At 70.8% G+C, this 25,648-nt stretch carries 17 protein-coding genes and 1 tRNA gene; 12 read left to right on the forward strand and 6 right to left on the reverse strand.

The genetic code is table 11. The annotated features are described in order from the left end of the window. Window positions 1-55: 55 nt before the first annotated feature. From AB0I94_RS12700 to AB0I94_RS12710, 3 genes are all read left to right on the forward strand, one after another. Entirely contained in the window at window positions 56-2,710 is a 2,655-nt protein-coding gene (locus tag AB0I94_RS12700) for an alpha/beta fold hydrolase (protein WP_363309504.1), read from the forward strand. Continuing rightward, complete coding sequence (locus AB0I94_RS12705; protein ID WP_363309505.1) at window positions 2,707-3,582, forward strand: ABC transporter permease; 876 nt, start codon at window positions 2,707-2,709, stop codon at window positions 3,580-3,582. The genes AB0I94_RS12700 and AB0I94_RS12705 overlap by 4 nt, the downstream gene beginning before the upstream one ends. Window positions 3,583-3,765: 183 nt before the next feature. After that, window positions 3,766-5,463 carry a von Willebrand factor type A domain-containing protein gene (locus tag AB0I94_RS12710; protein WP_363309506.1) on the forward strand — a complete coding sequence of 566 codons (1,698 nt, stop codon included), beginning with the start codon at window positions 3,766-3,768 and terminating at the stop codon, window positions 5,461-5,463. On the opposite strand, the gene AB0I94_RS12715 is transcribed toward AB0I94_RS12710, so the two are convergent. The 4 genes from AB0I94_RS12715 to AB0I94_RS12730 form a co-directional block, all read right to left on the reverse strand. Beyond that, the gene (locus tag AB0I94_RS12715; protein WP_363309507.1) at window positions 5,450-8,629 is read right to left on the reverse strand and encodes a glycoside hydrolase family 2 TIM barrel-domain containing protein; all 3,180 of its coding nucleotides are present in this window, start codon (window positions 8,627-8,629) and stop codon (window positions 5,450-5,452) included. The two genes, AB0I94_RS12710 and AB0I94_RS12715, sit on opposite strands and share 14 nt — an antisense overlap. Window positions 8,630-8,800: 171 nt before the next feature. Then, on the reverse strand, window positions 8,801-10,552 hold the full coding sequence (locus tag AB0I94_RS12720; protein WP_363309508.1) for a hypothetical protein: 1,752 nt from the start codon (window positions 10,550-10,552) through the stop codon (window positions 8,801-8,803). 404 nt (window positions 10,553-10,956) lie between these two features. Then, complete coding sequence (locus tag AB0I94_RS12725) at window positions 10,957-12,204, reverse strand: acyl-CoA dehydrogenase family protein (RefSeq protein ID WP_363309509.1); 1,248 nt, start codon at window positions 12,202-12,204, stop codon at window positions 10,957-10,959. Between the two features lie 100 nt (window positions 12,205-12,304). After that, window positions 12,305-12,775, reverse strand: coding sequence for an SCP2 sterol-binding domain-containing protein (locus AB0I94_RS12730; RefSeq protein ID WP_363309510.1), 471 nt, complete (start codon window positions 12,773-12,775; stop codon window positions 12,305-12,307). A 69-nt stretch (window positions 12,776-12,844) separates the two neighbouring features. Between AB0I94_RS12730 and AB0I94_RS12735 the strand changes: the two genes are divergently transcribed. Together AB0I94_RS12735 and AB0I94_RS12740 are read left to right on the forward strand one after the other, a co-directional pair. Next, window positions 12,845-13,516: a TetR/AcrR family transcriptional regulator gene (locus AB0I94_RS12735; protein WP_363309511.1), complete on the forward strand. Its 672-nt coding sequence runs from the start codon at window positions 12,845-12,847 to the stop codon at window positions 13,514-13,516. A 172-nt stretch (window positions 13,517-13,688) separates the two neighbouring features. Continuing rightward, window positions 13,689-15,629: a long-chain fatty acid--CoA ligase gene (locus AB0I94_RS12740; protein WP_363309512.1), complete on the forward strand. Its 1,941-nt coding sequence runs from the start codon at window positions 13,689-13,691 to the stop codon at window positions 15,627-15,629. A 30-nt stretch (window positions 15,630-15,659) separates the two neighbouring features. Here the strand turns inward: AB0I94_RS12740 and AB0I94_RS12745 are convergent. After that, window positions 15,660-15,732, reverse strand: a tRNA-Arg gene (locus AB0I94_RS12745). Window positions 15,733-16,039: 307 nt separating this feature from the next. Here AB0I94_RS12745 and AB0I94_RS12750 point away from each other — a divergent pair. From AB0I94_RS12750 to AB0I94_RS12780, 7 genes are all read left to right on the forward strand, one after another. Continuing rightward, the gene (locus AB0I94_RS12750; RefSeq protein WP_363309513.1) at window positions 16,040-17,686 is read left to right on the forward strand and encodes a dynamin family protein; all 1,647 of its coding nucleotides are present in this window, start codon (window positions 16,040-16,042) and stop codon (window positions 17,684-17,686) included. A gap of 5 nt (window positions 17,687-17,691) precedes the next feature. Beyond that, window positions 17,692-19,629, forward strand: a complete 1,938-nt coding sequence (locus tag AB0I94_RS12755; protein WP_363309514.1) for a GTPase — start codon at window positions 17,692-17,694, stop codon at window positions 19,627-19,629. Window positions 19,630-19,776: 147 nt separating this feature from the next. Further along, window positions 19,777-20,220: a single-stranded DNA-binding protein gene (locus AB0I94_RS12760; RefSeq protein WP_363309515.1), complete on the forward strand. Its 444-nt coding sequence runs from the start codon at window positions 19,777-19,779 to the stop codon at window positions 20,218-20,220. A 397-nt stretch (window positions 20,221-20,617) separates the two neighbouring features. Beyond that, a complete protein-coding gene (locus AB0I94_RS12765; RefSeq protein WP_363309516.1) occupies window positions 20,618-22,000 on the forward strand; it encodes a Cys-Gln thioester bond-forming surface protein in 1,383 nt (460 codons plus the stop codon). A 266-nt stretch (window positions 22,001-22,266) separates the two neighbouring features. Further along, window positions 22,267-23,931 (forward strand): energy-dependent translational throttle protein EttA, encoded by a 1,665-nt coding sequence (gene ettA / locus AB0I94_RS12770; RefSeq protein WP_363309517.1) that lies wholly within the window; start codon window positions 22,267-22,269, stop codon window positions 23,929-23,931. 7 nt (window positions 23,932-23,938) lie between these two features. After that, window positions 23,939-24,382, forward strand: a complete 444-nt coding sequence (locus tag AB0I94_RS12775) for a thioesterase family protein (protein WP_363309518.1) — start codon at window positions 23,939-23,941, stop codon at window positions 24,380-24,382. Further along, window positions 24,379-25,065 carry a hypothetical protein gene (locus AB0I94_RS12780; RefSeq protein WP_363309519.1) on the forward strand — a complete coding sequence of 229 codons (687 nt, stop codon included), beginning with the start codon at window positions 24,379-24,381 and terminating at the stop codon, window positions 25,063-25,065. The genes AB0I94_RS12775 and AB0I94_RS12780 overlap by 4 nt, the downstream gene beginning before the upstream one ends. A gap of 66 nt (window positions 25,066-25,131) precedes the next feature. Here the strand turns inward: AB0I94_RS12780 and AB0I94_RS12785 are convergent, their stop codons facing one another. Beyond that, a complete protein-coding gene (locus tag AB0I94_RS12785; RefSeq protein WP_363309520.1) occupies window positions 25,132-25,545 on the reverse strand; it encodes a globin in 414 nt (137 codons plus the stop codon). Between the last annotated feature and the right edge of the window lie 103 nt (window positions 25,546-25,648).

A 25,648-nucleotide genomic window follows, 5' to 3' on the forward strand; every position in this document is an offset into this window, starting at 1 on the left:
CGGGTTCAGACCACCGGTTGCCGCTGACGGCAGCCCTCACCCGTACGGTTGACGCATGGATCTACGACTGCCGAAGCTGCCCAAGCGCGGACTGCTCGCCGCGGCGGCTGCCCTCGCGGTGCTTGCGGGCGCAGGCACCTGGACGGCGGCGGCATCGGACGACGGGCCCGCCGTGCACCGCTCGGACCGCATGATGCGGATGACGGGCGCGGGCGGCGCGAAGATCGACACGTCGTACTTCACCGCGGGAGACCCCTCCGTCAAGCGCCCCGCCGTCCTCATCGGCCACGGCTTCGGCGGCAGCAAGGACGACCTGCGCGCCCAGGCCGAGGACCTGGCCGAAAAGGGGTACGCGGTCCTGACCTGGTCCGCCCGGAGCTTCGGCAAGTCCACCGGCAAGATCGGCCTGAACGACCCGAAGGGCGAGGTCGCCGACGCCCGCCGGCTGATCGACTGGCTGGCGACCCGCCCCGAGGTGCAGTTGGACAAGAAGGGCGACCCCCGCGTCGGCATGACCGGTGCCTCGTACGGCGGTGCGGTCTCCCTCCTGGCCGCGGGGTACGACGACCGGGTGGACGCCATCGCCCCCCAGATCACGTACTGGAACCTCGGCGACGCGCTCTTCCCGAACGGTGTCTTCAAGAAGCTCTGGGCCGGGCTCTTCATCAACACCGGCGGCGGCTGCGAGCGGTTCGAGAAGCGGCTGTGTGAGATGTACAACCGCGTCGCGGAGGCCGGGAAGCCGGACGCCGCGGCACAGAAGCTCCTCGCCGCCCGCAGCCCCGAAGCCGTCGGCGACCGCATCGACGCGCCCACCCTGCTCTTCCAGGGCCAGACCGACTCCCTCTTCCCGCTCGGCCAGGCCGACGCCATCTCCAAGGCGGTCCGGGGCAACCACGCGCCCGTCTCCGTCGACTGGATCTCGGGCGGCCACGACGGCGGCGACCGCGAGACGGGGCGGGTCGAGGCCCGCATCGGCTCGTGGTTCGACCGTTACCTGAAGGACGACGAGAACGCGGACACCGGCCCCGCCTTCCGAGTCACCCGCACCGGAGGCATCGACTCCACCGACGGCGCCGCGCAACTGCGGGGCGCGAGCGGCGACCGGTACCCCGGCCTGGACAACGGGCAGCGGAAGATCGCCCTCAGCGGGCGCGAGCCGCAGCGCGTCCAGAACCCCGCGGGAGCCTCGCCGCCCGCCATCTCCGCGCTCCCGGGCACGGGTGGCGGCGGACTCAACCAGCTCTCCTCGCTGGGCGTCGGCGTCTCTCTCGACTTCCCCGGCCAGAACGCCTCGTTCCAGTCGGCGCCGCTCAAGGACGACCTGCGCATCACCGGATCGCCGAAGGTGCGGGTGCACGTCAAGTCCGACAGCGAGGACGCCGTGCTCTTCGGCAAGGTGTACGACGTGGGGCCCGACGGCAGCCAGAAGGTGCTGCCCTCGCAGCTGGTCTCGCCGATCCGGGTGGAGGGCACGAAGGCAGGCAAGGACGTCACCGTCACCCTGCCCGCCGTCGACCACGACGTGCAGAAGGGCCACCGGCTGCGCCTGGTCCTCGCCTCGACGGACCTGGGCTATGCCTCTCCGGCACAGCCCGCCACGTACACGGTCTCCGTACGGGGCGACCTGTCGGTCCCGACGGCGCCCGGCGTGAAGACCGCGGCGGCCCCGCTGCCCGCCTGGGTGTGGTGGCTCCCCGCGGCCGGAGCGGTGATCGCGGTGCTGCTCCTGGTCACCGCCCGGCGCCGAACCTCGGCGCCCGCACCGGACCCGCAGCTCGCGGAAGTGCCGCTGCGGATCACGGACTTGAGCAAGCGGTACGCCAAGTCGACGGACCGTTACGCGGTCCGTGACCTCTCCTTCGGCGTCGACAAGGGCCAGGTGCTCGGCCTCCTCGGACCGAACGGCGCCGGCAAGACGACGACCCTGCGCATGCTCATGGGCCTGATCCAGCCCGACGCGGGCGAGATCCGGGTCTTCGGCCAGGCGATCCGGCCCGGCGCCCCGGTCCTCTCCCGGGTCGGCGCTTTCGTCGAGGGCGCGGGCTTCCTGCCGCACCTCTCCGGCCGCGACAACCTGGAGCTGTACTGGAAGGCCACCGGGCGCCCCGCCGAAGACGCCCGCATGGACGAGGCGTTGGAGATCGCCGGGCTCGGCGACGCGCTGGCCCGCGCGGTGCGCACGTACTCGCAGGGCATGCGGCAGCGGCTCGCGATCGCCCAGGCGATGCTCGGCATGCCGGACCTGCTGATCCTCGACGAGCCGACGAACGGCCTCGACCCGCCACAGATCCGCGAGATGCGCGAGGTGATGATCCGGTACGCGCAGGGCGGCCGCACGGTCATCGTCTCGAGCCACCTCCTCGCCGAGGTCGAGCAGACCTGCACCCACCTCGTCGTCATGGACCGCGGCCGGCTGATCCAGGCCGGCCCGGTCTCCGAGATCGTCGGCTCCGGCGACACGCTCCTGGTGGGACTCGCGGAAGACGTCGCCGACCCCATGGTCGACAAGGTGGCCGCGCTGCCCGGCGTCGCCTCGGCGGCCCGCGCGGACGGCGGCCTCCTGATCCGCCTCGACGGCACGGACGGCGCGAGCGCCGCACGGCTGCTGCCCGAACTGGTGCGCCTGGAGCTGCCGGTGGAGTCCATGGGCCCGCACCGCCGCCTCGAAGACGCGTTCCTGACCCTGATCGACGGAGGCACCGCATGAGCGTCACAGCCACCGGGCCGGGCACGGAACGCGCCACGGCCCCCGGATACCGCCCCGGGCGCACGCTGCCGCTGCGGGTCGAGGCGGTCCGCCAGCTGAAGCGGCGCAGGACCCTGGTCATGGCCGGGGTGATGGTCCTGCTGCCCTTCGTGCTGGTCCTGGCGTTCGCCATCGCCGGTTCGCCGGAGTCCCGAAGCGGCCGGGTGACGCTGATGGACACGGCCACGGCTTCCGGCGGGAACTTCGCGGCGACGTGTCTGTTCGTCTCCGCAGGATTCCTCCTCGTCATCCCCGTCGCGCTGTTCTGCGGGGACACGGTCGCCTCGGAGGCGAGCTGGTCCTCCCTGCGCTATCTGCTCGCCGCCCCGGTGCCGCGGGCCCGCCTGCTGTGGTCGAAGCTGGCCGTGGCGCTCGGGCTCAGCGCGGCGGCCATGGTGCTGCTCCCGCTGATCGCCCTCGCGGTCGGGACAGTGGCCTACGGCTGGGGCCCGCTGCAGATCCCGACCGGCGGAGCACTGCCCGCGGGGACGGCGGCGCAGCGCCTGCTGATCGTCGTGGCGTACATCTTCGTCTCCCAACTGGTCACGGCCGCTCTCGCGTTCTGGCTCTCGACGAAGACCGACGCGCCTCTGGGGGCGGTGGGTGGCGCGGTCGGCCTGACCATCATCGGCAACGTCCTGGACGCGGTGACGGCACTGGGCGGCTGGCGCGACTTCCTGCCGGCGCACTGGCAGTTCGCCTGGGCGGACGCGATCCAGCCGAAAATGGAGTGGGGCGGCATGATCCAGGGTTCCGCCGTCTCGGTGACGTACGCGCTGGTGCTGTTCGCGCTCGCGTTCCGGGGGTTCGCGCGAAAGGACGTGGTGTCGTAGGAGGCCGGCAACATTTCAGCCCGTCCGGCGTTTGAGGACGAACGAGGCGAAGCCGGTGACCGCCCCCGCTCAAGGCCCAGGGGCCCGTTCCCGCATCGAGACTCTTCCGCAACGGTTTCGAGCGAGCGTTCGTGGTGCCCCGCGCGTCACAGTCATGTGAACCGACGACGCGAGGGGGCCAGGATGCGGACCTGGAGAATACGGCGCGGGGTGCTCGCCGCGGCCGTGGCGAGCGGGCTGCTGCTCACCGGATGCACTTCCGGCGACCACGACACGAGCCGGACCACCGACAGCGGCAAGCGGGACCGGAGCGGCACCACGCCGCTGCCCGCGCCGGGCCCCGCATCGCCCGGCACCGGCGACGCGGCGACCCCCGGTGAGGAACAGGACGGCAAGGAGCGCGACTTCGCCCCACCGCCCGACTACCTCTCCACCTTCGCCCTGGACGTGGACACCGCCTCCTACGGCTTCGCCCGCCGGACCCTGGCCGAAGGCCGCCTCCCGGACCCGGCGACCGTACGCCCCGAAGAGTTCGTCAACAGCTTCCGCCAGGACTACCCGCGCCCCGAGGGCGACGGTTTCTCGGTGAACGTGGACGGTGCCCGGACCGACGATGACGACTGGTCCCTGCTGCGGGTGGGTCTCGCCACCCGCGGCGACACATCGGACGGCGAACGCCCGCCCGCCGCCCTCACCTTCGTGATCGACGTCTCCGGTTCGATGGCGGAGCCCGGCCGTCTCGACCTGGTCAAGGAATCGCTCGCGATCATGACCGACGAGCTGCGCGACGACGACTCCGTCGCGCTCGTCACCTTCAGCGACAGCGCCGAGACCGTGCTGCCCATGACGCGCCTCGGTGACCACCGTGGCAAGGTGCATTCGGCCATCAGCGCCATGGAGCCCACCCAGTCCACCAACCTGGAGGCGGGCGTCCGCACCGGGTACGACACCGCGGTGGGCGGCCGGCGCGACGGCGCGACCAACCGCGTCGTGCTCCTCTCCGACGCCCTCGCCAATACCGGTGAGACCAGCGCCGACGGCATCCTGGAGCGCATCTCCGACGCCCGCCGCGAACACGGCATCACCCTCTTCGGGGTGGGCGTCGGCAGCGACTACGGGGACGCCTTGATGGAACGCCTCGCCGACAAGGGCGACGGCCACACCACCTACGTGTCGGACAGCGAGGAGGCCCAGAAGGTCTTCTGCGAGCAGCTCCCGGCCAACATCGAGCTGCGGGCCCGCGACGCGAAGGCGCAGGTCGCCTTCGACCCGCAGACCGTCAAGCAGTTCCGGCTCATCGGCTACGACAACCGCGCGGTCGCCGACGACGACTTCCGTGACGACGGCGTGGACGGGGGAGAGGTCGGTCCTGGGCATACCGTGACCGCGCTGTATGCCGTCCGGATGAGGCCAGGCGCGAGCGGCCATGTGGCGACCGCCCACGTCCGCTGGCTCGACCCCGACAACCGTGTCCCGCACGAGGAGTCGAACCAGATCGAGTCGGGTGACTTGGAGGGTGGCCTGTGGAACGCGGACCGTGGGCTGCGGACCGCGGCGGTGGCCGCGTACTTCGCGGACGCGCTGCGGCACGGGTCCTCCGCGCGGACCGAGCCCGGCGACCCTGCCGTGCGGCCCGACACCGGCACGACGGCGACCACCGCCCCCGAGCCGATGTCCACCAGCGACCACTCCACCTGGCAGCCTCTCCCCGGCGCGCCCAAGCTGCCCGAACTGGCGCGGCGCGCCGCGGAGTTGGGGGACGGCGAAGACACCGCCCTGCGTGACCTCGCCACTGCCGTCCGCCAGGCGGACCGCCTCACAGGAGGCAGCGGCGAAGGCAGCGGCGGAGACAGTGGCGAAGGGGAGATCAAGCCCGGTTGAGCGCCCGCAGCCGGTAGGCGTACGTGTAGGTCCGCCCGGAGTGCAGCAGGTACGCCTCCAGCGGAGGCGCGCCCCAGGAGTCGTTTCCGCCGACGCCCATCTGCCGGTGGTTGACCCCGAGGATCGTCTCGTCGCGCCGCTTCACCTCGTGCGGGTGTCTCGGCCCGTCCAGATCGGCGGGGAAGTGGTGCAGCGCGCTGGTTTCGAGCAGCGGCTCGCCACCGGCCGGGTCGGCGAGCACGGTCAGGCCGTCGCCCGAGCGGTCGGTGAGCGAGAAGCGCCGTACGTCCGTCATGTTGCCCGTCTGCTGCGGGCGGACGTACGGAGCGACCTGATCGTCGACCGTGGAGCGGTAGCGGCCCACGAACGCGGCCGACTTGCGGTCCTGGTAGTTCTCGTGCGGCCCTCGCCCGTACCAGTCGATCCGCTCGAACCCGGCGGGCACGGTCAGCAGGGTGCCCACCACGGGCAGATCGGGCAGCCCCTTCGCCGCCTTCAGGGTGTGCCTGACCCGCACCTCGCCGTCGCCGCGCACCGTGAACACCGTGTGCCAGGAGGACGGTGACGGCGAGGTCGGCAGCGTGGCGGTCACCTCGACGGTGACCTCGCCGGGCGACGGCTGCGCGGCCTTGACCTCGGTGACCTTCGCCTTGGCGCCCGCGTCACGCCAAGTGGCCGCCTGCTCGTGGTATTTGCGGCCGATGTCGTTGTCGGTGGGACCGCGCCAGAAGTTGGGCACGGGGCCGCCCGCCAGGAGCAGCTTCCCCTTGACCTTGTACGAGGAGAGCGTGCCGGACGCCTTGGACAGGACGACCTCGACGCGCCGCCCCGTGATCCTCACCTCGGTGTCGCTCTCGGTGAGCTCCAGGGAGGGCAGCGAGCCGGGGGCCGGTTCGTCGGCGGCCGGGGCTCGCCAGTCCAGGGGGAGTTGCTCGGCGGCGACGGTGTGGCCGGCCGGGGCCCAGCGGTTCTTGTGGCGCAGGGCGAAGGTGACGTCGAGCCAGTACTCGGCGCCGGGTTCGAGGCTGCCCGGCTTCTTGTACGGGATGCGTACGGCCTTGGCGGTACCGGGGGCCACATCGGGTGCGCGGAGCGTGCCGTGCTGGATCCGCTCGCCGTCGCGCGTCACGCTCCAGCGCAGCTCGTACGCGTCCAGGCCGCTGAAGAGGTGCTTGTTGCGAACCTCGACGGTCCCCGCCTCGAGGTCGTCGGCCGTGACGGCCAGCGGCTGGTAGACCTTCTTGATCTCCATGAGGCCGGGGTGGGGCGCACGGGTCGATGCCACCAGGCCGTTGCAGCTGAAGTTGCCGTCCGTCGGGTAGCCGTCGTGCCAGTCGCCGCCGTACGAGAGGTAGCTGTGCCTGCGGTCGCCGGGAATGGGGCGGCGGATGTTCTGGTCCACCCAGTCCCAGACGAAACCGCCGTGCAGATTGGGGTACTTCTCGAAGATCTCCCAGTACTCGGGGAGGTTGCCGTTGCTGTTGCCCATGGCGTGTGTGTACTCGCAGAGCATGTACGGCTTGGGGTTGCCGGACGCGCCGTACTTCTCGACGCCGGCGGGCTTCGTGTACATCTCGCTGTGCACGTCGGCGACGGAGTTCATGCCCTCGTAGTGCACGGGCCGGGAGTCGTCACGGGCGCGCACCCAGTCCGCCATCACCTTGAAGTTGTCACCCTGACCGGCCTCGTTCCCCAGTGACCAGGCCACCACGCAGGCGTGGTTCTTGTCGCGCTCGACCATCGAGCGGATCCGGTCCACACAGGCGTCGGTCCACTCGGGCAGCGAGGCGGGGAGCCGGTCGCGCACCCCGTGCGTCTCCAGGTTGGTCTCGTCGATGGCGTACAGGCCGTACTCGTCGCACAGTTCGAGCCAGCGGGGGTGGTTGGGGTAGTGCGAGGTCCGGACGGCGTTGATGTTGTGCCGCTTCATCAGCAGGACGTCCTCGACCATCACGGACTCCGGTACGGCCTGCCCGTGCTCGGGGGTCGACTCGTGCCGGTTGGTGCCGTGGAGCATGACGTGTTTGCCGTTGACCGTCCACTTGCCGGGGCCGAAGTCGACCTGGCGGAAGCCGATCCGGGTCCGCTGGATGTCGGTCGTACGGCCCTTGGCGTCGGTGAGCGTGACGACGAGCGTGTAGAGGTTCGGGTCCTCGGCGGACCACAGGGCGGGGGCCTTGACGTCGGCCTTGAGGGTGAGCGGCTCGTCGAAGACGGGCTCACCGGTCAGTTTCGTGCCCGGCACGGGGCGGCCATCGGCATCGTGCAGCCGGGCCGTGACGCGATGCTCGCCCGCGCGCGCCTTGCCGGTCCGGTCGCGTACGACGGTGGTGACGGACAGCGTCGCGTCGCGGAACGCCGAGTCCAGATCTGTCCGTACGAAGACGTCGTGCACATGCACGAGGGGGATCGCGTAGAGGTACACGTCCCGGAAGATCCCGGACAGGTCGATCATGTCCTGGTCCTCGAGCCAGCTGCCGTCGGACCAGCGGTAGACCTCCACCGACAGGGAGTTGGTGCCGGGCCGCAAGTAGGGGCTGATGTCGAACTCGGCCGGGGTGTAACTGTCCTCGCTGTAGCCGACCTTCTTGCCATTGACCCAGACGAAGAAGGCCGACTTCACGCCTTGGAAGGAGATCAGGGTGCGCCGCCCGGACCAGTCGTCCGGGACGGTGAAGGTCCGGCGGTAGGAGCCGACGGGGTTGAAGTCCTTGGGTACGTCCGGGAAGTCGGGCTTCTCGTAGCCCTCCCACGGATACTTGATGTTGAGGTAGATCGGCTCCGGATAGCCCTCTATCTCCCAGTTGGAGGGCACGGGGATGTGGTCCCAGCCGCTGACGTCGTAGTCGTCGGCCTCGAAGCCGGTGGGGCGCAGCTCGGGATTCTTCGCCCAATGGAAGCGCCAACGTCCGTTCAGCGAGCGGTAGTACGGCGACTTGGTGAGCTCACCGCGCAGGGCGTCGGCTATGGAGGCGTAGGGGACGAGTCTCGCCCGGGCCGCTTCCCTGTTGACCTGGAAGACACGCGGGTCGGCGTTCCACTCGGGGGTGCCCGCCGTCTTCGCCTCCGCCGCGAAGGCCTGTTTCTGCGCCGAGAAGGCGGCCCAGCCCACGAGGGCGGTGCCGGTGGCGAGGAAGGAACGGCGGCTCGGCAGATGTGCGCCCATGCTGCAACTCCGAACGTAAGGCAACAAGAAACGTCAGCATCGGACGCGATCGCCCAACATTCAAGACCCCGGTGCACAGCGGAATCTGACGTTCGACGGGCCGCACAGGACCGGCGCGATCCAGCCGCCGAACGCTCTCCCCGGTCCGGCTCCAGATCCCTCAGAAGGCTCTTACCCGCCGCAGAGCTGCCGCTCGGCCCGCACCGGGTCGTTGGGGAAGCGGAACGAGGTGCGCTCCCAGACGCCGGTGACATTGCGCAGGAACCTGCCGGGCGTCATCGGGTCCCGCGTCGCCGCCCGCAGCTCGGCCAGCGGACCGCAGTCGAGCGCGCGCCGGGCGGCGGCCACCCCCGCGGGGTCGAGGCCGTCGGGCAGGGGGCCCCGGCCACGGTCGGCGAAGATCCAGGTGTCCGGGAGCCGCTTGTCGTGGCCCACCCTGCCGTCGATGCGCTCGGAGTGCGCGGCCAGCGGATAGGCGAGCCCGATCGGGTCGAGAGCGGCGCCGTCCAGGGGCACCACGGTGCCGTTGAAGCCGAGCGTGCTGTAGACGCCGGTGACGGTCGGGGAATCGGCGGTGGCGGGGGTCCTGGCGAGGAGCAGGCTGGGTGTGTTCGCACGATCGGCCTCGCGTACGAGACGTGCGTACGCGACGGTGCCCGGGTAACCCGCGAAGTCGTGGTGGAGGGGGTGGGCCGCCGCGTTCTGCCGGACGTACACACCGCGCTCGTCCGCCACCCCGCCGGGCCCGATCCGCCCCTCGTACGGAACCCGCAGCAGGCTCGCGCAGGCCACGGCCCACAGCCCGACGCCCACCGTGGCGATGGTCCACGCGCGCGTGACCGGCACCAGGAAGACCGGCAGGAGCATGAGCAGCAGACCCGGCAGGAACATCCGGCCGTGCATGAAGTCGCCGCCCACCTTGATGACGTAGGCCCAGCAGAGGAGTCCCGCGACGACGGGCGCGAGCGCGGGAACGAGGTAGGGGGCGAAGTAGGGGGCGACGGGGACGGCGTCCCGCCGGATCGCCTTCGTGGGCAGCAGCGCGGCGAGCAGGAACAGCGCGGGCATCCAGAGGAGATAGGGCCCGGTGAAGTCCGTGAGGTAGTCGAAGCCGCGCCCCCACAGGCTCCGCGAGGCCTCCTTGGTCACGCCGGGCAGCGGCATCAACTGCCCGTAGTACCCGATCCGGAAGATCTCGTACGCGCCCGGCAGCGCGAGGGCGGCACCGAGGCCGCCGAACGTGGCCCGCCGCGAGGGCCGCGCCATCACCCACTGCGCGACGAGGAAGACGGCGGACACGAGCGCCAGGTCGGGCCGTACGAGGGGCCCGAGGCCGAGGACCACGCACGTGGCGAGCGACCCCGACCGGGTCACGAGGAGCAACCAGGCGCCCGCGATCCAGCAGGTCGCGAGCCCGGTCTCCAGGCCGGAGGTGGCGAAGTCCCAGACGGGCGGCAGAGCGAGCAGGACGAGGCAGCCGAGGGGGAGCACCGCCTTGGCTGCGTTGTCTCCGCTGGCTGCGCCGACTGCGTTGTCTGCGTACAGCCGCAGCGCCCCGAGCGAGGCGAGCGCGAACCCGGCCGCGGTCAGCAACAGCCCGCCGTACATCGCGGCCCTCGCGATGTCGGCCCCCGGCAGTCCCGCGAGCACGAGCAGCCACTGCCAGAGGGTGCCGGTGGAGGACTCGGCGCGTTCGCCCGCATTGAAGACGGGGCCGTTGCCGGCCAGGATCTGCCGGACCGTACGGACGTAGATGTGCCCGTCGTCGGACATCCAGCGCCGCTGGAACCCGGCGAACGCGATGGCACAGGCCGGCAGCAGACACAGGACGCCGCGCCGGAGCCTGCGCCCGGTGTCGCGTCGGCTGTTGATCAGCCCGAGGACGGCGTCGGGCTCGCGGAGGGAGAGTTGCGTCGACGTCATGATCTTTTCATCGGCGCCGGTAAATGGGGGCTTTAGGCGGGGTTTGCGTCAATGGCCGGTCGGGGCGGTCGGGGCGGTCGGGGCGGTGGGGCCGGTCGGGTCAGTCGGGCCAGGCGGACCGGGCGGGGCGGTCGAGCCGTTCGGGTCAGGCGGGGCGGTCGGGCAGGTCGGGGCGGTGGAGCCGCTCGGGGCGGTGGAGCCGCTCGGGTCGTTCGGGGCGGTGGGCCAGTCGAGCCGGGCGGGGCGGTCGAGCCGTTCGGGTCAGTCGGGGCGGTCGGGCCGGTCAGGGCGGTGGGGCCAGTCGGGCCCGTTCGGGCCGTTCGCGCCGGTCGGGCCGGTCGAGCAGGTCGGATCGATCGGGACGTTCGGGGCGGTGGTCCGGTCGAGCCGTTCGCGCCGGACGCCTAACGGATCTGCCGCCCGGAGATCGCCCGGGCGATCACCAGGCGCTGGATCTCGCTCGTCCCCTCGAAGATCGTGTAGATCTTCGCGTCCCGGTACATCCGCTCCACCGGATGCTCCCTGCTGTAGCCCGCGCCCCCCAGCACCTGCACCGCCTTCTCCGTGGCCGCCACGGCAAGCTCCCCGGCGCGCAGCTTGGACATCGACCCCTGCCCCGCGTCGAACGCCTTGTCGTTGCGCGCCATCCACGACGCCTGCCAGATCAGCAGCCGGACGGCCTCGATCTCGGTCCGCAGGTCGGCGAGCGCGAAGGCGATGGACTGGTTCTCGATGATGGGGCGGCCGAAGGCGACTCGGGAGCCCGCGTAGTCGAGCGCGTACTCGTACGCCGCCCGCGCGATGCCGAGGGCCTGCGCCCCCACGGTCGGGCGGCTCACCTCGAAGGTCGCCATGGCGGCCTGCGCGCGGCCACCGGAGCCCGCCTTCGTACCGCCCCCGGAGCCCGCCCTCGCCGCCTCACGCGCCCGCGCGAGCCGGGCGTCGAGGCGCTCCTTGCCGCCGAGCAGGCAGTGCCCGGGCACACGTACGTCGTCCAGGAAGACATCCGCGGTGTGCGAGGCCCGCAACCCCAACTTCTTGATCTTCTTGGCGCCTTCGAGGCCGCGTGTGCCGGGCGGCACGATGAAGGCCGCCTGCCCTCGCGAGCCGAGGGCGGGATCGACGGAGGCGACGACGACATGGACGTTCGCGATGCCGCCGTTCGTGATCCACGCCTTCTGGCCCGACAGCGACCACTCCTCGCGCGCCTCGTCGTACGTCGCGCGCGTCCGCATCGCCGACACGTCCGAGCCCGCGTCGGGCTCGGAGACGCAGAACGCCGCGACCTTGGGATCGTCCTCGTCCCCGAAGCACTGCGGCACCCACTCGGCGAGCTGGTCGGGCGTGCCCGCGGAGAAGATCCCCGCCACCGCGAGCGACGTGCCGAACAGGGCCATCCCGATGCCCGCGTCACCCCAGAACAGCTCTTCGTTGGCGATCTGCAGTGAGAGACCGGTGGGGTCACCGAACAGGTCGGCCAGGGACTCGAACCCGTACAGACCGATCTTCGCGGCTTCCTGGATGACGGGCCAGGGCGTCTCCTCGCGCTCGTCCCACTCGGCGGCCGCCGGCCGCACCACGTCGGCGGCGAAGCCGTGCACCCAGCCGCGCAGGTCCCGCTGTTCCTCGGTCAGTTCGAGCGAGAAGGCCATGGTGAGTTCCTTCCGGAAGTCGGTTCAGCTTCTGGGACTTGCAGGACTTGTATGGCGTGCGGGACTTGCGGGACTTGCGAGGCTTGCGGGGCTTGCGGAATCAAGCCTTCGGGATGTCGAAGTAGCGGGTCAGACCGGCGGCGAACGCCACGTCGCCCACGATCTTGAGCTTGCGCATCATGAACATCGTCACGGGGCTCGCGTTGCCGGAGACCAGCTTGAGGAACTCGGCGTCGGCCATCACGAGCGTGACGCGCGGCTCGGCGTTCGAGCGGCCCTCACGGACGGTGCAGCTGCCCTCGGAGATCTCCGTCTCGTAGACCGCCTCGTCGACCCCCGTGATCTTCCAGCGGATCAGCGCCTCGACGGCGCCCGCGGCCTCCGGCTTGAACTGCCGGCCCATCCGCCCGAACACCTCCTGGAGAACGCGGGCACGCACCTCGGCGTCCTGGGCGATCGCGGTGATCTCCTTGCCGGAGAGACCTTTCACGATCTTCGCGAACTCGTCCGGGGTGACGCTCGCGAAGTCGAGGCCGGCCACGTCCTCGGGGCCGCCGATGCCGTCCGCCATGACAATCTCCTTACTCAACAGTAAACTTACTAAAGGGTAAGGTAGCTCCGAGTCTGGGAGGCTGCAAGGGTGACGGTCAACGGGAGAACTGAGGGACGGCGTCGGCGTGTTCCGCGCCAGGAGCGCGAGCAGCAGATCATCGATGTGGCGGTGACGGTCTTCGCCAAGCGCGGCTATCACGCCGCGTCCGTGGACGAGATCGCCGAACTGGCCGGCATCTCCAAGCCGATGGTCTATCTCTATCTCGACTCCAAGGAGGGACTCTTCCTCGCCTGCCTGCGGCGCGAGGCCGACCGCCTGGTCGCCGCCTTCCAGAGCGCGGCGCGGGCCGGAGGCAGTGCGCCCGAACTGCGCCTGTACGCGGGCCTTTCGGCGTTCTTCGCCTTCGTCACCGAGCACCGTGACAGCTGGGTCGTGCTGCACCGCCAGGCCTCGGAGCTGAGCGAGGCGATCGCGTCCGCCGTCGCCGACGCGCGCCGTGCGGTGATGGCGCAGGTCGCGGGCCTGGTCTGGGACGGCATCGCGGAGAGCCCCGGCGACTCCCGGCTCGGCGACGAGGACGCCGACTTCGTGGCCCACGCGCTGGTCGGCGCGGCGGACTCGCTCACCGACTGGATGGGCGCCCATCCGGGCCAGTCGCCGGAGGGGGTCACCCTGCGGCTGATGAACATGGTGTGGGTGGGGATGGGGCGGGTGCTCGAGGGGGAGGTGTGGGTGCCGCGCGCCGACCCCACGAGGTGAGCGCTCTTGTCACCGTGGTGCGGACCGCTCGCCGGTTTTTCCGCCGCCCAACCCATTGAACTTTCCCTACGCGTGAGTAAGTTGACCACCCAGTAAGTACGCACCGCAGCACCTGCGCAGCACCACCGCATGACTCCGCACGTCAGCTGGTAGCCGGGACCCGGGAGCCGTCATGGGCGTACGCAAGGACCTGAAACGGGCGCAACGTCACAGCGAGCTGGCGGAGCGCGCCAAGGTGGAGATCGTCCGGGACGAGCACGGCGTCGTGCGCGAGGCGCGCACCGCCCCCCTCGCGGCGAAGGCCACCGCGGGCAGCACCGCCGATATCCCCTACACCAACGCCGCCGAGGCGCCCGGTGCGGTCGTCCTGCGCCGCAAGCAGGGCGGCCAGTGGCGTCCGGTCACCGCGGCGGCCTTCGCGCGCGAAGTCACCGCCGCGGCCAAGGGGTTGATCGCGGCCGGGCTCCAGCCGGGCGGCCGGGTCGCGCTGATGTCCCGTACGCGGTACGAGTGGGCCGTACTGGACTTCGCGATCTGGGCGGCGGGCGGGCAGACCGTGCCCGTGTACGCCACATCGGCGGCGCAGCAGATCGAGTGGATCGTGCGGGACTCCGGCGCGACGCTGCTGATCGCGGAGACGGCGGAGAACGTAGCGACGGTCGAGGCGGCGGTCACAGGCCTGACCGAGCCGCCGCGCGTCCTCTGTGTCGACGACGGCGCCATGGCCGAACTCACCGCCATGGGAGCGGCGCTGTCGGACGAGGAGGTGACCAAGCGGAGGTCCGCCCTCACCCCGGACTCCATCGCCACCATCTGCTACACGTCGGGCACGACCGGAAAGCCCAAGGGCTGCGTCCTGACCCACGGCAACCTGCATGCCGAGGCCGCGAACACGGTGGACCTGCTGCATCCCGTCTTCAAGGAGATCACCGGCCAGGTCGCCTCCACGCTCCTCTTCCTGCCGCTCGCCCACATCCTGGGCCGCACCATCCAGATCGCCTGCATGCTCGCCCGCATCGAACTCGGCCACTGCCCGAGCATCAAGCCGGACGAACTGCGTCCCGAACTACGGGAGTTCCGGCCCACGTTCGTCGTCGGTGTCCCGTACCTCTTTGAGAAGATCCACGACACGGGACGCGCGACCGCGGAGAAGATCGGGCGCGGCGCGTCCTTCGACCGGGCCGAGGGGATCGCGGTCCGGTTCGGGGAGGCGTACCTGAACAAGTTCCTCGACAAGAGCAACCCCGGCCCCTCTGTCGGCCTCCACCTCGGCTGGGCGCTGTACGAGCTGCTGGTCTACCGCCGCATCCGCAAGGAGGTCGGCGGCAGGCTGCGCTATGCGATCAGCGGCGGCTCACCCCTCGACCGGCGCCTCAACCTCTTCTTCTACGCCGCCGGGATCATCATCTACGAGGGGTACGGCCTGACGGAGACCACGGCCGCCGCGACCATCACGCCGCCGCTGAAGCCCCGCCCCGGCACGGTGGGTCTGCCGGTGCCCGGCACCGCCGTGCGCATCGCGGACGACGGCGAGGTGCTCATCAAGGGCGGCATCGTCTTCGGCTCGTACTGGAACAACCCGGCCGCGACGGATGCCGTGCTGCGGGACGAGTGGTTCGCGACGGGTGATCTCGGGGCGCTCGACGACGACGGCTATCTCACGATCACCGGCCGCAAGAAGGACATCATCGTCACGTCCGGGGGCAAGAACGTCTCCCCGGCGATCCTGGAGGACCGGCTGCGCGGCAGGGCCCTGGTCGGGCAGTGCATCGTCGTCGGGGACAACCGTTCGTACGTGGCGGCGCTCGTCACGCTGGACCCGGAGGCCGTGGAGCACTGGCTCGCCGTGCGCAAGCGCCCGGAGGACACCCCGCTCACCGAACTCTGCCGGGACCCGCAGATGATCGCGGAGATCCAGAAGGCCGTGGACTACGCCAACACGGCGGTCTCACGGGCCGAGTCGATCCGCAGGTTCACCCTCGTCGAGGGCGAGTTCACCGAGGACAACGGCCTGCTCACCCCGTCCCTGAAGATCAAACGGCATGCGGTGACGACGGCGTACGCAGCCGAGATCGAGGCGCTGTACGGGGAGCCGCCCCGAAACAGAAATTGACCAGCGTTTCCGCTGGTCAAAGGTGGTTTGCGCCCCCGGCAGGACTCGAACCTGCGGCCAAGCGCTTAGAAGGCGCCTGCTCTATCCACTGAGCTACGGGGGCCGGATGGTGGCCGGAGGCCTGGAGCCCGGGTGGGGACGAGCCGTGACCTTGCCGGGGACAAGGATAGGGCTCCCGGGTCCTTGTCCCTGGTGCTTCGCCTCCGGGGCTGCATGTGGAGGTTCAGTGAAGCGGTCCTGATAATCGCAGGCAGGTGCGAATCTCGCACCGCTTTTGCCGTCTCGCGCCCCGGGTGTTGTGCACTCGTTATGCCTGCGCCCCAGTCGCCCCTTCCATCCCATGTGTCCGATCGGCGCGCAGGGGTGCCCATATGCTTCAGAAAGCCGCCAAAATTGGGCATTCTTCGCATGTGGTGACCTTGGACGTACGGCCTCAACTGCTCGACGCACTCTCCGCCCTGCGCGAGCGTGTCGCCGCCGCACGCTTTCCGCTCCCCTTGGCGGGGGCGCCACGCGCGCGTGCCAACCGCGACGAGCTCCTTGCGCAGCTCGACGACTATCTGGTGCCCCGCCTGCGGGCCCCCGAAGCTCCGCTCCTCGCCGTGATCGGGGGTTCCACCGGTGCCGGCAAGTCGACCCTGGTGAATTCCCTCGTCGGACGGCAGGTCAGCGAGGCCGGGGTGCTGCGGCCGACGACCCGGACACCGGTCCTTGTGTGCCATCCGGGGGATCATCACTGGTTCGCCGGTATGCGCGTACTGCCCGATCTCACGCGCGTATGGGTGCCGCGCCCGGAACCCTCGGCCGCGCGGGACGAGGACGACGACGGCGGCGACGACCTGCTGCCGCCCGCGCCCGACGGCGAGCGCGCGCTGCGCATCGAGACCGCCGACACCCTGCCCCAGGGACTCGCGCTCCTGGACGCCCCCGACGTCGACTCGCTCATCTCCGACAACCGCATCCTCGCCGCCGAGCTGATCTCCGCGGCCGACGTCTGGGTCATGGTGACCACCGCGTCCCGGTACGCGGACGCCGTGCCCTGGCATCTGCTGCGTACCGCCAAGGAGTACGACGCGACCCTCGTCACCGTCCTCGACCGGGTGCCGCATCAACTGGTGGCCGAGGTGTCGCGGCAGTACGGGGCGCTGCTCCTCAAGGCGGGCCTGGGCGACGTGCCGCGCTTCACCGTGCCCGAGCTGCCCGAGTCCACGGGCGGTGGCGGGCTGCTGCCCGCCACCGCCGTCGCGCCGCTCCGGGCCTGGCTCACCCATCGCTCCCAGGAGCCCACGGCCCGCGCGCAGGCCATCGCGCGCACGGCACACGGCGTCATCCAGTCCCTCAACGTGCGGGTCCCGGAGCTCGCGGGCGCCGTCGCCCTCCAGTACGCGGCCGCTCTGCGGCTCACCTCGGCCGTCGAAGAGGCGTACGGACACGAGCACGCGCGCGTGCGGGAGCGTCTGCAGTCGGGCGCCGTCCTGGCGGGCGACGCGCTGAAGCGGTGGCGCAGCTATCCGCTGGACTGCGGCGCCGTCGAGCTCCTGGACTCCGTCGCCGAGAGCCTGGAGGCGCTGCTGCTGTGCGCGGTGACCGCCGCCGACGAGCGCATCGACGAGGCGTGGCGGCGCGAGCCGGCCGCCACCGCCCCCGGGCTCGACGACCGGATCCGGGAGGCGGAGAGCGCCGAGCACCGCATCGGGATGGCCGTACGGCGCTGGCGACGCATCCTGGAGGAGTACGCGGAGGACGAGGTCCGCGGGCTCGACCGGGTCGAGAAGAACCTCGTGCCCGACCCCGAGATGGTGGCCGCCCTGCTCGCCACGGCCCTGCTCGGCGGCGGCCGCGGACGTTCGGCGGGCGAGACGCTCGCCGAGCGCATCGGCGCCCAGGGAGCGCTCCGGCTGCGCGACCGGGGCGGACGTCTGCTCACCACCTACCTGGACAACGTCCTGGACGCGGAGCGCGAGCGACGCCTCGCCCCTCTCGACCGCCTCGACGTGAACCCCGAACCCCAGGCCGACCTGATCGCCGCGCTGTCCGTACTGCAGAAGGAGAGGTGACCGCGGTGACTGCCGTCACTGATCACACCGAGCGCGACCGTGAGCGCGACGAGCCCCCCGAGGAGCCGACGAGCCCCGAAGGCGCTGCCGGGGAGGGTCGTGGTGACTCCGAAGCCGTCTGGGACGACGGGCTGATCGCGCGGCGCGGCGGTACCACGCGCAGCGGCTCCGCCCAGGGGGCAGGAGGTGGCGCCGCTCAGGGGACAGGAGGCGGCGCCGACGCGTACGCCCCCGCGGAGACCTTGCCCCCAGCGCCGTCCAGTGCGCCGTCCGCTACGCCATCCGGTGCTCGTTCGCGTACGCCATCCGGTACCTCGTCCGGCATTTCGACCGCCTACGAAGGGCCGCTGCGCGCCCGGCTCGACGCCCTGCGGGAACTCATCGGGCTCTCCCGCACCCGGCTGGACAGCGCCACGCTCGCCGAGGCGGGCAGGGTCCTCGACGAGGCCGCGGCCCGGCGCAGGCTCTCCGGCCGGCACACCGTCGTCGCCATCGCCGGCGCCACGGGGAGCGGCAAGTCGACGCTCTTCAACGCCCTGGCCGGAGTGACGATCTCGGACACGGGCGTCCGCAGGCCCACCACGGCCGCCCCCATCGGGTGCAGCTGGACCGACGGCGCAGCGGGGCTCCTGGACCGGCTCGGCATCCCTGGGCGGCTGCGCAGACGTCCGCTCCAGGGCCCTGACCTGGACACCCTGGAGGGGCTCGTCCTGATCGACCTGCCCGACCACGACTCGGCGGTCGGGGAGCACCGCGCCCACGTGGACCGGATCCTCGCGCTCGTCGACGCGGTCATCTGGGTCGTCGACCCCGAGAAGTACGCCGACGCGATGCTCCACGAGCGCTATCTGCGACCCATGGCGGGGCACGCCGAGGTCATGTTCGTCGTGCTCAACCAGGTGGACCGGCTTCCGGGCGACGCCGCCGACCAGGTGCTCGACGATCTGCGACGGCTGCTCGACGAGGACGGCATCGCCCTCGGCGAGCACGGCGAACCCGGCGCCACCGTGCTCGCGCTGTCCGCCCTGACCGGCGAGGGAGTCGATGAACTGCGGGAGTCCGTCGGCCAGTTCACCAAGGAGCGAGGCGCCGCCGCCCGGCGGATCGCAGCCGACCTGGACGCCACCGCCGACCAGCTGTGGCCGGTGTACGCGGCCGGGGCGGGGTGGCATGGAGGCCGGGGCAGGTCGTGGATCGGGCTCAGCGAAGAAGCGCGGGAGGAGTTCACCGACCGGCTCGCGGACGCGGTGGGCGCGGCGGCGGCGGGGCAGGCCGCGGAACGGGCCTGGCAGCGCAACGCGGGCAAGGCGTGCGGTACGCCATGGCTGCGGCTGTGGCGTTGGTACGAGGCCCAGCGCTCGCCGCGGGGCGTCGGCTGGCCCGTGGCGCAGGCGCCGGCGGACGAGGAGGCCACGGCTCGGCAGCGCGTCGAGCACGCGGTGCGCACGGTGGCCGACGAGGCTGCTGCCGGGTTGCCGCAGCCCTGGGGGCAGGCGGTGCGGGAGGCCGCGGTGCGCGGCGCGGAGGGGCTGCCCGAGGCGCTCGACCAACTGACGGCGTCGGTCGGGGTGCCGGAGGGAAAGCCGCCGCGGCCCGGGTGGTGGCCGGCCGCGGTCTTCGCCCAGGCGGCGATGACGTTGCTCCAGGTCATCGGCGGGCTATGGCTGGTGGCCCAGATCATCGGGGTCGCGGTGCCGAATCTGGGCGTGCCGGTGCTGCTGATGCTGGCGGGCATCGTGGGCGGTCCCTGCGTGGAGTGGGGGAGCAGGATGGCGGCACGGGGGCCGGCGCGACGCTACGGCCTGGACGCGGAAAGGCGGTTGCGGGAGGCGGCCGCCGGGTGCGGGCGCGCGAGGGTCCTGGATCCGGTGGCGGCGGAGCTGCTGCGGTACCTGGAGGTCCGGGAGCAGTACGTGCGGGTGACGGGGGCGACGGTCGGCTGAACCCCTTCCGGGTGACGGAGTTTTCCACAACGGCCCGGTAGACCACAGGGCTCAGCGAGATCGCCCCGACCGGTCCACTCTGAGATCGAAGCCGCGGGACCGACCGTCGCGGCGACGGAAGCGGAGTGGACGAGGGAGGGGTTCGACATGAACGAGACCTTGGTGACGGTGGTGGGGAACGTCGCGACGACGCCGGTGTTCCGGGAGCTGCCCTCCGGGCCGGTGGCGCGGTTCCGGCTCGCGGTGACGGCGCGGCACTACGACGCGGTGCAGAACGTATGGGCGGACGGACACACCAACTTCTTCACGGTGTGGGCGAGGCGATCGCTCGGCTCGAACGTGCAGGGCTCGCTGACGATCGGCGAACCCGTCATCGTGCAGGGCAAGTTGAAGGTGCGCGACGAGGAACGGGGCGGTCAGCACTGGACGTCGGCGGACATCGACGCGATCGCCATCGGCCACGACCTCTCGCGCGGGACGGCGGCGTTCCGGCGCGTGCTCAAGGGCAATGCGGCACTGACGGATCCGGTGGCGGCGCGTGAGCGGGTGCTCGATCCCGATCCTGAGCCGATGCCCGAGCCGGTGGGGTGATGACTCGTCAGGGGCGGCGACCGATGTGCGGCATATCGGCGAATGGGTGCCATTGATTTGTCGATAAGCCCAGTTCTGAAAGGTTGTTGGCGATAACGATTCCGAGTCGGATCGGTTATCGAACGGTAGGACGGGGGACCGTGCTGTGCCGCGTCCCTAGGATGCCGAAAGTAGCTCACGGGGCAGTTGGTAGTGGATGCCACGCAGGTGGCAGGTGATTCTGCCCCTTCAATCTGCTGGCGGGACCACCCCCCTCGATGTGAACGGGTCCCGCCCGGAGGGGAATTCTGTGTTCTTTGCACGATCTGTGGTTTCCGCGTTCTCGGCGTTCTCGGCGTCTTCGTCGTTCTCCGGTGGACGTGCCTGCCCTGCCCCGTCCGGGGGGAGACGGGGCGCCGTGCGCCTTGCGGCGGTGACGCTGGCGACCGGGGTCCTGGCGGCGGGCGCGATAGCCACCGCGGGTCCCGCCGCCGCGGAAGAGGTTCCGCAGCACCAGGGCGGAGCCGTCGCGACGCTGGGCGGGCTCCAGACGTACGACCAGGCCGTCATCCGAGACAACGGGACGAGCCAGCAGGTGCCCGCCGGGCTCTTCGAGATGTCCGTGGACGGCGGCGGCACCCTGCAGACGTACTGCGTCGACATCCAGAACCCCACGCAGAAGGACGCGAAGTACCAGGAGACCTCCTGGAGCGGCACTTCGCTGAACAGCAACAAGGACGCGGGCAGGATCCGCTGGATCCTGCAGAACTCCTACCCGCAGGTGAACGACCTCGCCGCGCTGGCCCACAAGGCGGGCGCGCGGGCGCTCACCGAGCAGGAGGCGGCCGCCGGCACGCAGGTGGCGATCTGGCGTTACTCGGACGGCGCCGAGGTGGACGCGGTCGACCCGCAGGCCGAGAAGCTCGCGGACTACCTCTACAAGAGCGCCCGTGGCACGGCAGAGCCCAAGGCCTCGCTGACCCTCGACCCGCCCGCGGTCTCCGGACGCGCGGGGGAGCGGGTCGGTCCGGTCACCGTGCGGACGGACGCGGACAGCGTGTCCGTGACCCCGCCCGCGGACTCGGCGGCGAGCGGAGTGAAGGTCGTCGGCAAGGACGGCAAGCCCGTCACCTCCGCGGCCAACGGCAGCCGGCTCTTCTTCGACATCCCCGATGACGCCCCGGACGGCTCGGCGGCGCTCGCCGTGCAGGCGTCGACCACGATTCCGGTCGGCCGGGCCTTCGCCTCCGAGACCCGGAGCCAGACGCAGATTCTCGCGGGCTCCAGCGAGTCCACGGTCTCCGCGACGGCGAGCGCCACCTGGGCCAAGGAGGGCGCGATACCGGCGCTGTCCGCGGAGAAGAACTGCGCCAAGGGCGGCGTGGACATCACGGCGAGCAACAAGGGCGACCGGCCGTTCACCTTCCGGCTCATGGGGCTCAAGCACACCATCGAGGCCGGTACGTCGCGGACGGTGACGATCCCGCTGCAGGAGGACCAGGCCTACGACTTCACGATCAAGGGTCCGAACGGCTACGAGAAGCGGTTCAAGGGCGTGCTCGACTGCCAGACCGAGGCCAGCGCGATCGGCACCAAGACGGAGCCGGTCTCCGACCCGAGCCCCGCGTCGGCAGGCGGCACCAGCACGGGCGGCGGCGACCTCGCGGAGACGGGCGGCTCCAGCGCGACACCGATGATCGCCGGAATAGCGGTCCTGATGGTCGTACTGGGCGCGGCGGCCATGTTCCTCCTCCGCAAGAAGAAGGACCCGACAGGCACGGAGACGCCGACGGAGGACTGAGCAGGAGCCAGGGGAGCGGACAGCAGGACGGGGCGCCCGAGAAACGCACCGAAGGGCGAGCGTCCGGTGGCACCCGGCTACCGGACGCCTGCATCCCCTGAGCGACAAGCGACACCCGGGGGTGACACCCCGTAACGCCCCAACCACCCAACCGACCATCGAACGTCCAGGTCATGGCCCCCTGCCCATACTGGTTTCCTCCGGGAGGTGGCTGTCAGGCAAGATGGGGTGTATCTGCCCACTCACTGATTGCCGGACGGTTTCTCTTGGCTGAGTACATCTACACCATGCGCAAGACGCGCAAGGCGCACGGCGACAAGGTGATTCTCGATGACGTCACCTTGAGCTTCCTCCCTGGCGCGAAGATCGGTGTCGTGGGCCCCAACGGCGCCGGTAAGTCCACGGTGCTGAAAATCATGGCCGGTCTTGAGCAGCCGTCCAACGGTGACGCGTTCCTCTCGCCCGGTTACAGCGTCGGCATCCTCATGCAGGAGCCGGAGCTCGACGAGTCGAAGACGGTCCTGGAGAACGTCCAGGACGGCGCCGCCGAGATCATGGGCAAGCTCAGGCGCTTCAACGAGGTCGCCGAGCTCATGGCCACCGACTACTCCGACGCGCTCATGGAAGAGATGGGCAAGCTCCAGGAGGACCTGGACCACGCCAACGCCTGGGACCTCGACGCCCAGCTCGAGCAGGCCATGGACGCGCTCGGCTGCCCGCCCGGCGACTGGCCCGTCACCACCCTCTCCGGTGGTGAGAAGCGCCGCGTCGCGCTCTGCAAGCTGCTCATCGAGGCGCCCGACCTGCTGCTCCTCGACGAGCCCACCAACCACCTCGACGCCGAGTCGGTGAACTGGCTGGAGCAGCACCTCTCCAAGTACGCCGGCGCCGTTGTCGCGGTCACTCACGACCGGTACTTCCTGGACAACGTCGCCGAGTGGATCCTTGAGCTCGACCGCGGTCGCGCCCACCCGTACGAGGGCAACTACTCCACGTACCTGGAGAAGAAGCAGACCCGTCTCAAGGTCGAGGGCCGCAAGGACGAGAAGCGCGCCAAGCGGCTCAAGGAAGAGCTCGAGTGGGTGCGGTCCAACGCCAAGGGGCGTCAGGCCAAGTCCAAGGCGCGTCTGGCGCGCTACGAGGAGATGGCCGCCGAGGCGGACAAGATGCGGAAGCTGGACTTCGAGGAGATCCAGATTCCGCCGGGCCCGCGGCTGGGTTCGATCGTCGTCGAGGTCGAGAATCTGTCGAAGGCCTTCGGCGACAAGGTGCTCGTCGACGACCTCAGCTTCTCGCTGCCGCGCAACGGCATCGTCGGCATCATCGGCCCGAACGGCGCGGGCAAGACCACGCTGTTCAAGATGATCCAGGGCCTCGAGGAGCCGGACTCCGGCTCCATCAAGGTCGGCGACACGGTCAAGGTCAGTTACGTCGACCAGGGCCGCGCCAACATCGACCCGAAGAAGACGCTGTGGGCCGTCGTCTCCGACGAGCTCGACTACATCAACGTCGGTCAGGTCGAGATGCCCTCGCGCGCGTACGTGAGCGCGTTCGGGTTCAAGGGGCCGGACCAGCAGAAGCCGGCCGGGGTGCTCTCCGGTGGTGAGCGCAACCGCCTCAACCTGGCGCTGACCCTCAAGGAGGGCGGCAACCTGCTCCTCCTCGACGAGCCGACGAACGACCTCGACGTCGAGACCCTGTCCTCCCTGGAGAACGCGCTCCTGGAGTTCCCGGGCGCCGCTGTCGTGATCTCCCACGACCGTTGGTTCCTCGACCGAGTCGCCACGCACATCCTCGCCTACGAGGGTGACTCCAAGTGGTACTGGTTCGAGGGCAACTTCGAGTCGTACGAGAAGAACAAGATCGAGCGTCTCGGCGCCGACGCGGCCCGCCCGCACCGTGCCACCTACAAGAAGCTCACCCGAGGCTGAGGCTGACATGAGTCGGCATATCTACAGCTGCCCCCTCCGGTGGTCGGACATGGATGCCTTCGGGCACGTCAACAACGCCGTCTTCCTGCGGTACTTGGAAGAGGCGCGGATCGACTTCATGTTCCGGCTCGCACCGGGGGACGGCAGTCCGTCGTTCTCGGGCGGGTCCGTCGTGGCCCGCCATGAGATCGACTACGTACGGCCGTTGGTCCACCGGCACTCGCCGGTGACCATCGAGTCGTGGGTGACGAAGATCGGCGCGGCCTCGCTCACCATCTCCTACGAGGTCAAGGACCCCGACCAGGTGTACGTGCGGGCCTCGACGATCGTCGTCCCGTTCAACCTGGAGGCGCAGCGCCCGCGGCGGATCACCGCCGAGGAGAAGGCCGTTCTCCTGACGTACATGGACGACGACGATGACGCCGGAAGTTCGGAGGCGCTCGTCGCATGACGGCGCAGCTGCACCTGACCGACGCCGGGGAGGCGGGCGATCTCGCCGCCTTCCTGGCCCGGCTCATCCACTACGACAAGGCCGCCGCGGTCCGCCTGCAGGCGGCGGGCGACACGCTCGCCGTGTTCGGCAGGCCGCCGTCGTTCGAAGTGCTCGCCATCCGTACGGCGCGGCTCGCGAAGCCGTACGAGCACGGGCTCGACTCCTCCCTCGATGTCACCGTCTCCGCCGGTGAACTCCTCGAAGCCGTGGGGGAGTCGGCCGAGTCCGTCGAGTCGGCGGGCGTGGTCTCGGTGCCGCAGGCCGTGACCGGGCCGCCGTGGGCCGGAGTTCTTCCGCCGCGCGGCGGCTGGCAGCCCGAGCGTGGGCTCCCGCCGGCGGACGCGGTGCGGGGGCTCGTCGCGGCCGCGGTCGCCGAGTTCAAGTCCCGGGTCGAGGAGTTGCCGCAGGAGCGGCGGGTCCGGGCCGAGCTCGACGAGCTGGGCCGGGAGATCTGGTCGAGGACCATCGGAGACACGGGCCTGCCCGTGCGGGCCGCGCACGCCGCCCAGGCCCTGGGGTTCCTGCGGGGAGACACGCTCGACCTGCTGTCCTCCGGGGCGTGGCTGCGGTTGCGCACGAACTACGGGTCGATCGCCGTGCGCCGCGCGGGCGTCGGTGGCCTTTCGGTGACGCCGGCCTAGCCTGCGGCCGACGTCACCGAAAGAGTGCGCCGAGAGTGCTGAGAGCACCGAGAGCGCCGAGAGGCGTCAGCCCTCGGAGTTGACCATGGACGCCGCCGCGTACGTCAGGTAGTTCCACAGCGTCCGCTCGTGCTCCTCGGAGAGCTTCAGCTCCTCGACGGCGGCACGCATGTGCTTCAGCCAGGCGTCGTGCGCGGCCTTGTCGACGGTGAACGGGGCGTGGCGCATCCGCAGCCGGGGGTGGCCGCGGTTGTCGCTGTACGTGCGGGGGCCGCCCCAGTACTGCATCAGGAACAGCGCGAGGCGCTCCTCGGCCGGTCCCAGGTCCTCCTCCGGGTACATCGGTCGCAGCAGCGGGTCCTCCGCGACCCCCTGGTAGAAGAAGTGCACCAGGCGCCGGAAGGTCTCCTCGCCGCCGACCTGTTCATAGAAGGTCTGCTCCTGAAGCGTGCCGCGCGGGATCTCTATCACACCGTCCATGGTCTCAGACGCGCCGACCGAGGACGGAAGGCTTAGGACCGACGCCTTCCGGAACGGGCTCATGGCATCCGGATCGGGACTCGTCGCCCCCAGGGATCGGGAC

Origin of the sequence: Streptomyces sp. NPDC050147, from assembly GCF_040660195.1 — a bacterium.
GTDB lineage: Bacteria > Actinomycetota > Actinomycetes > Streptomycetales > Streptomycetaceae > Streptomyces.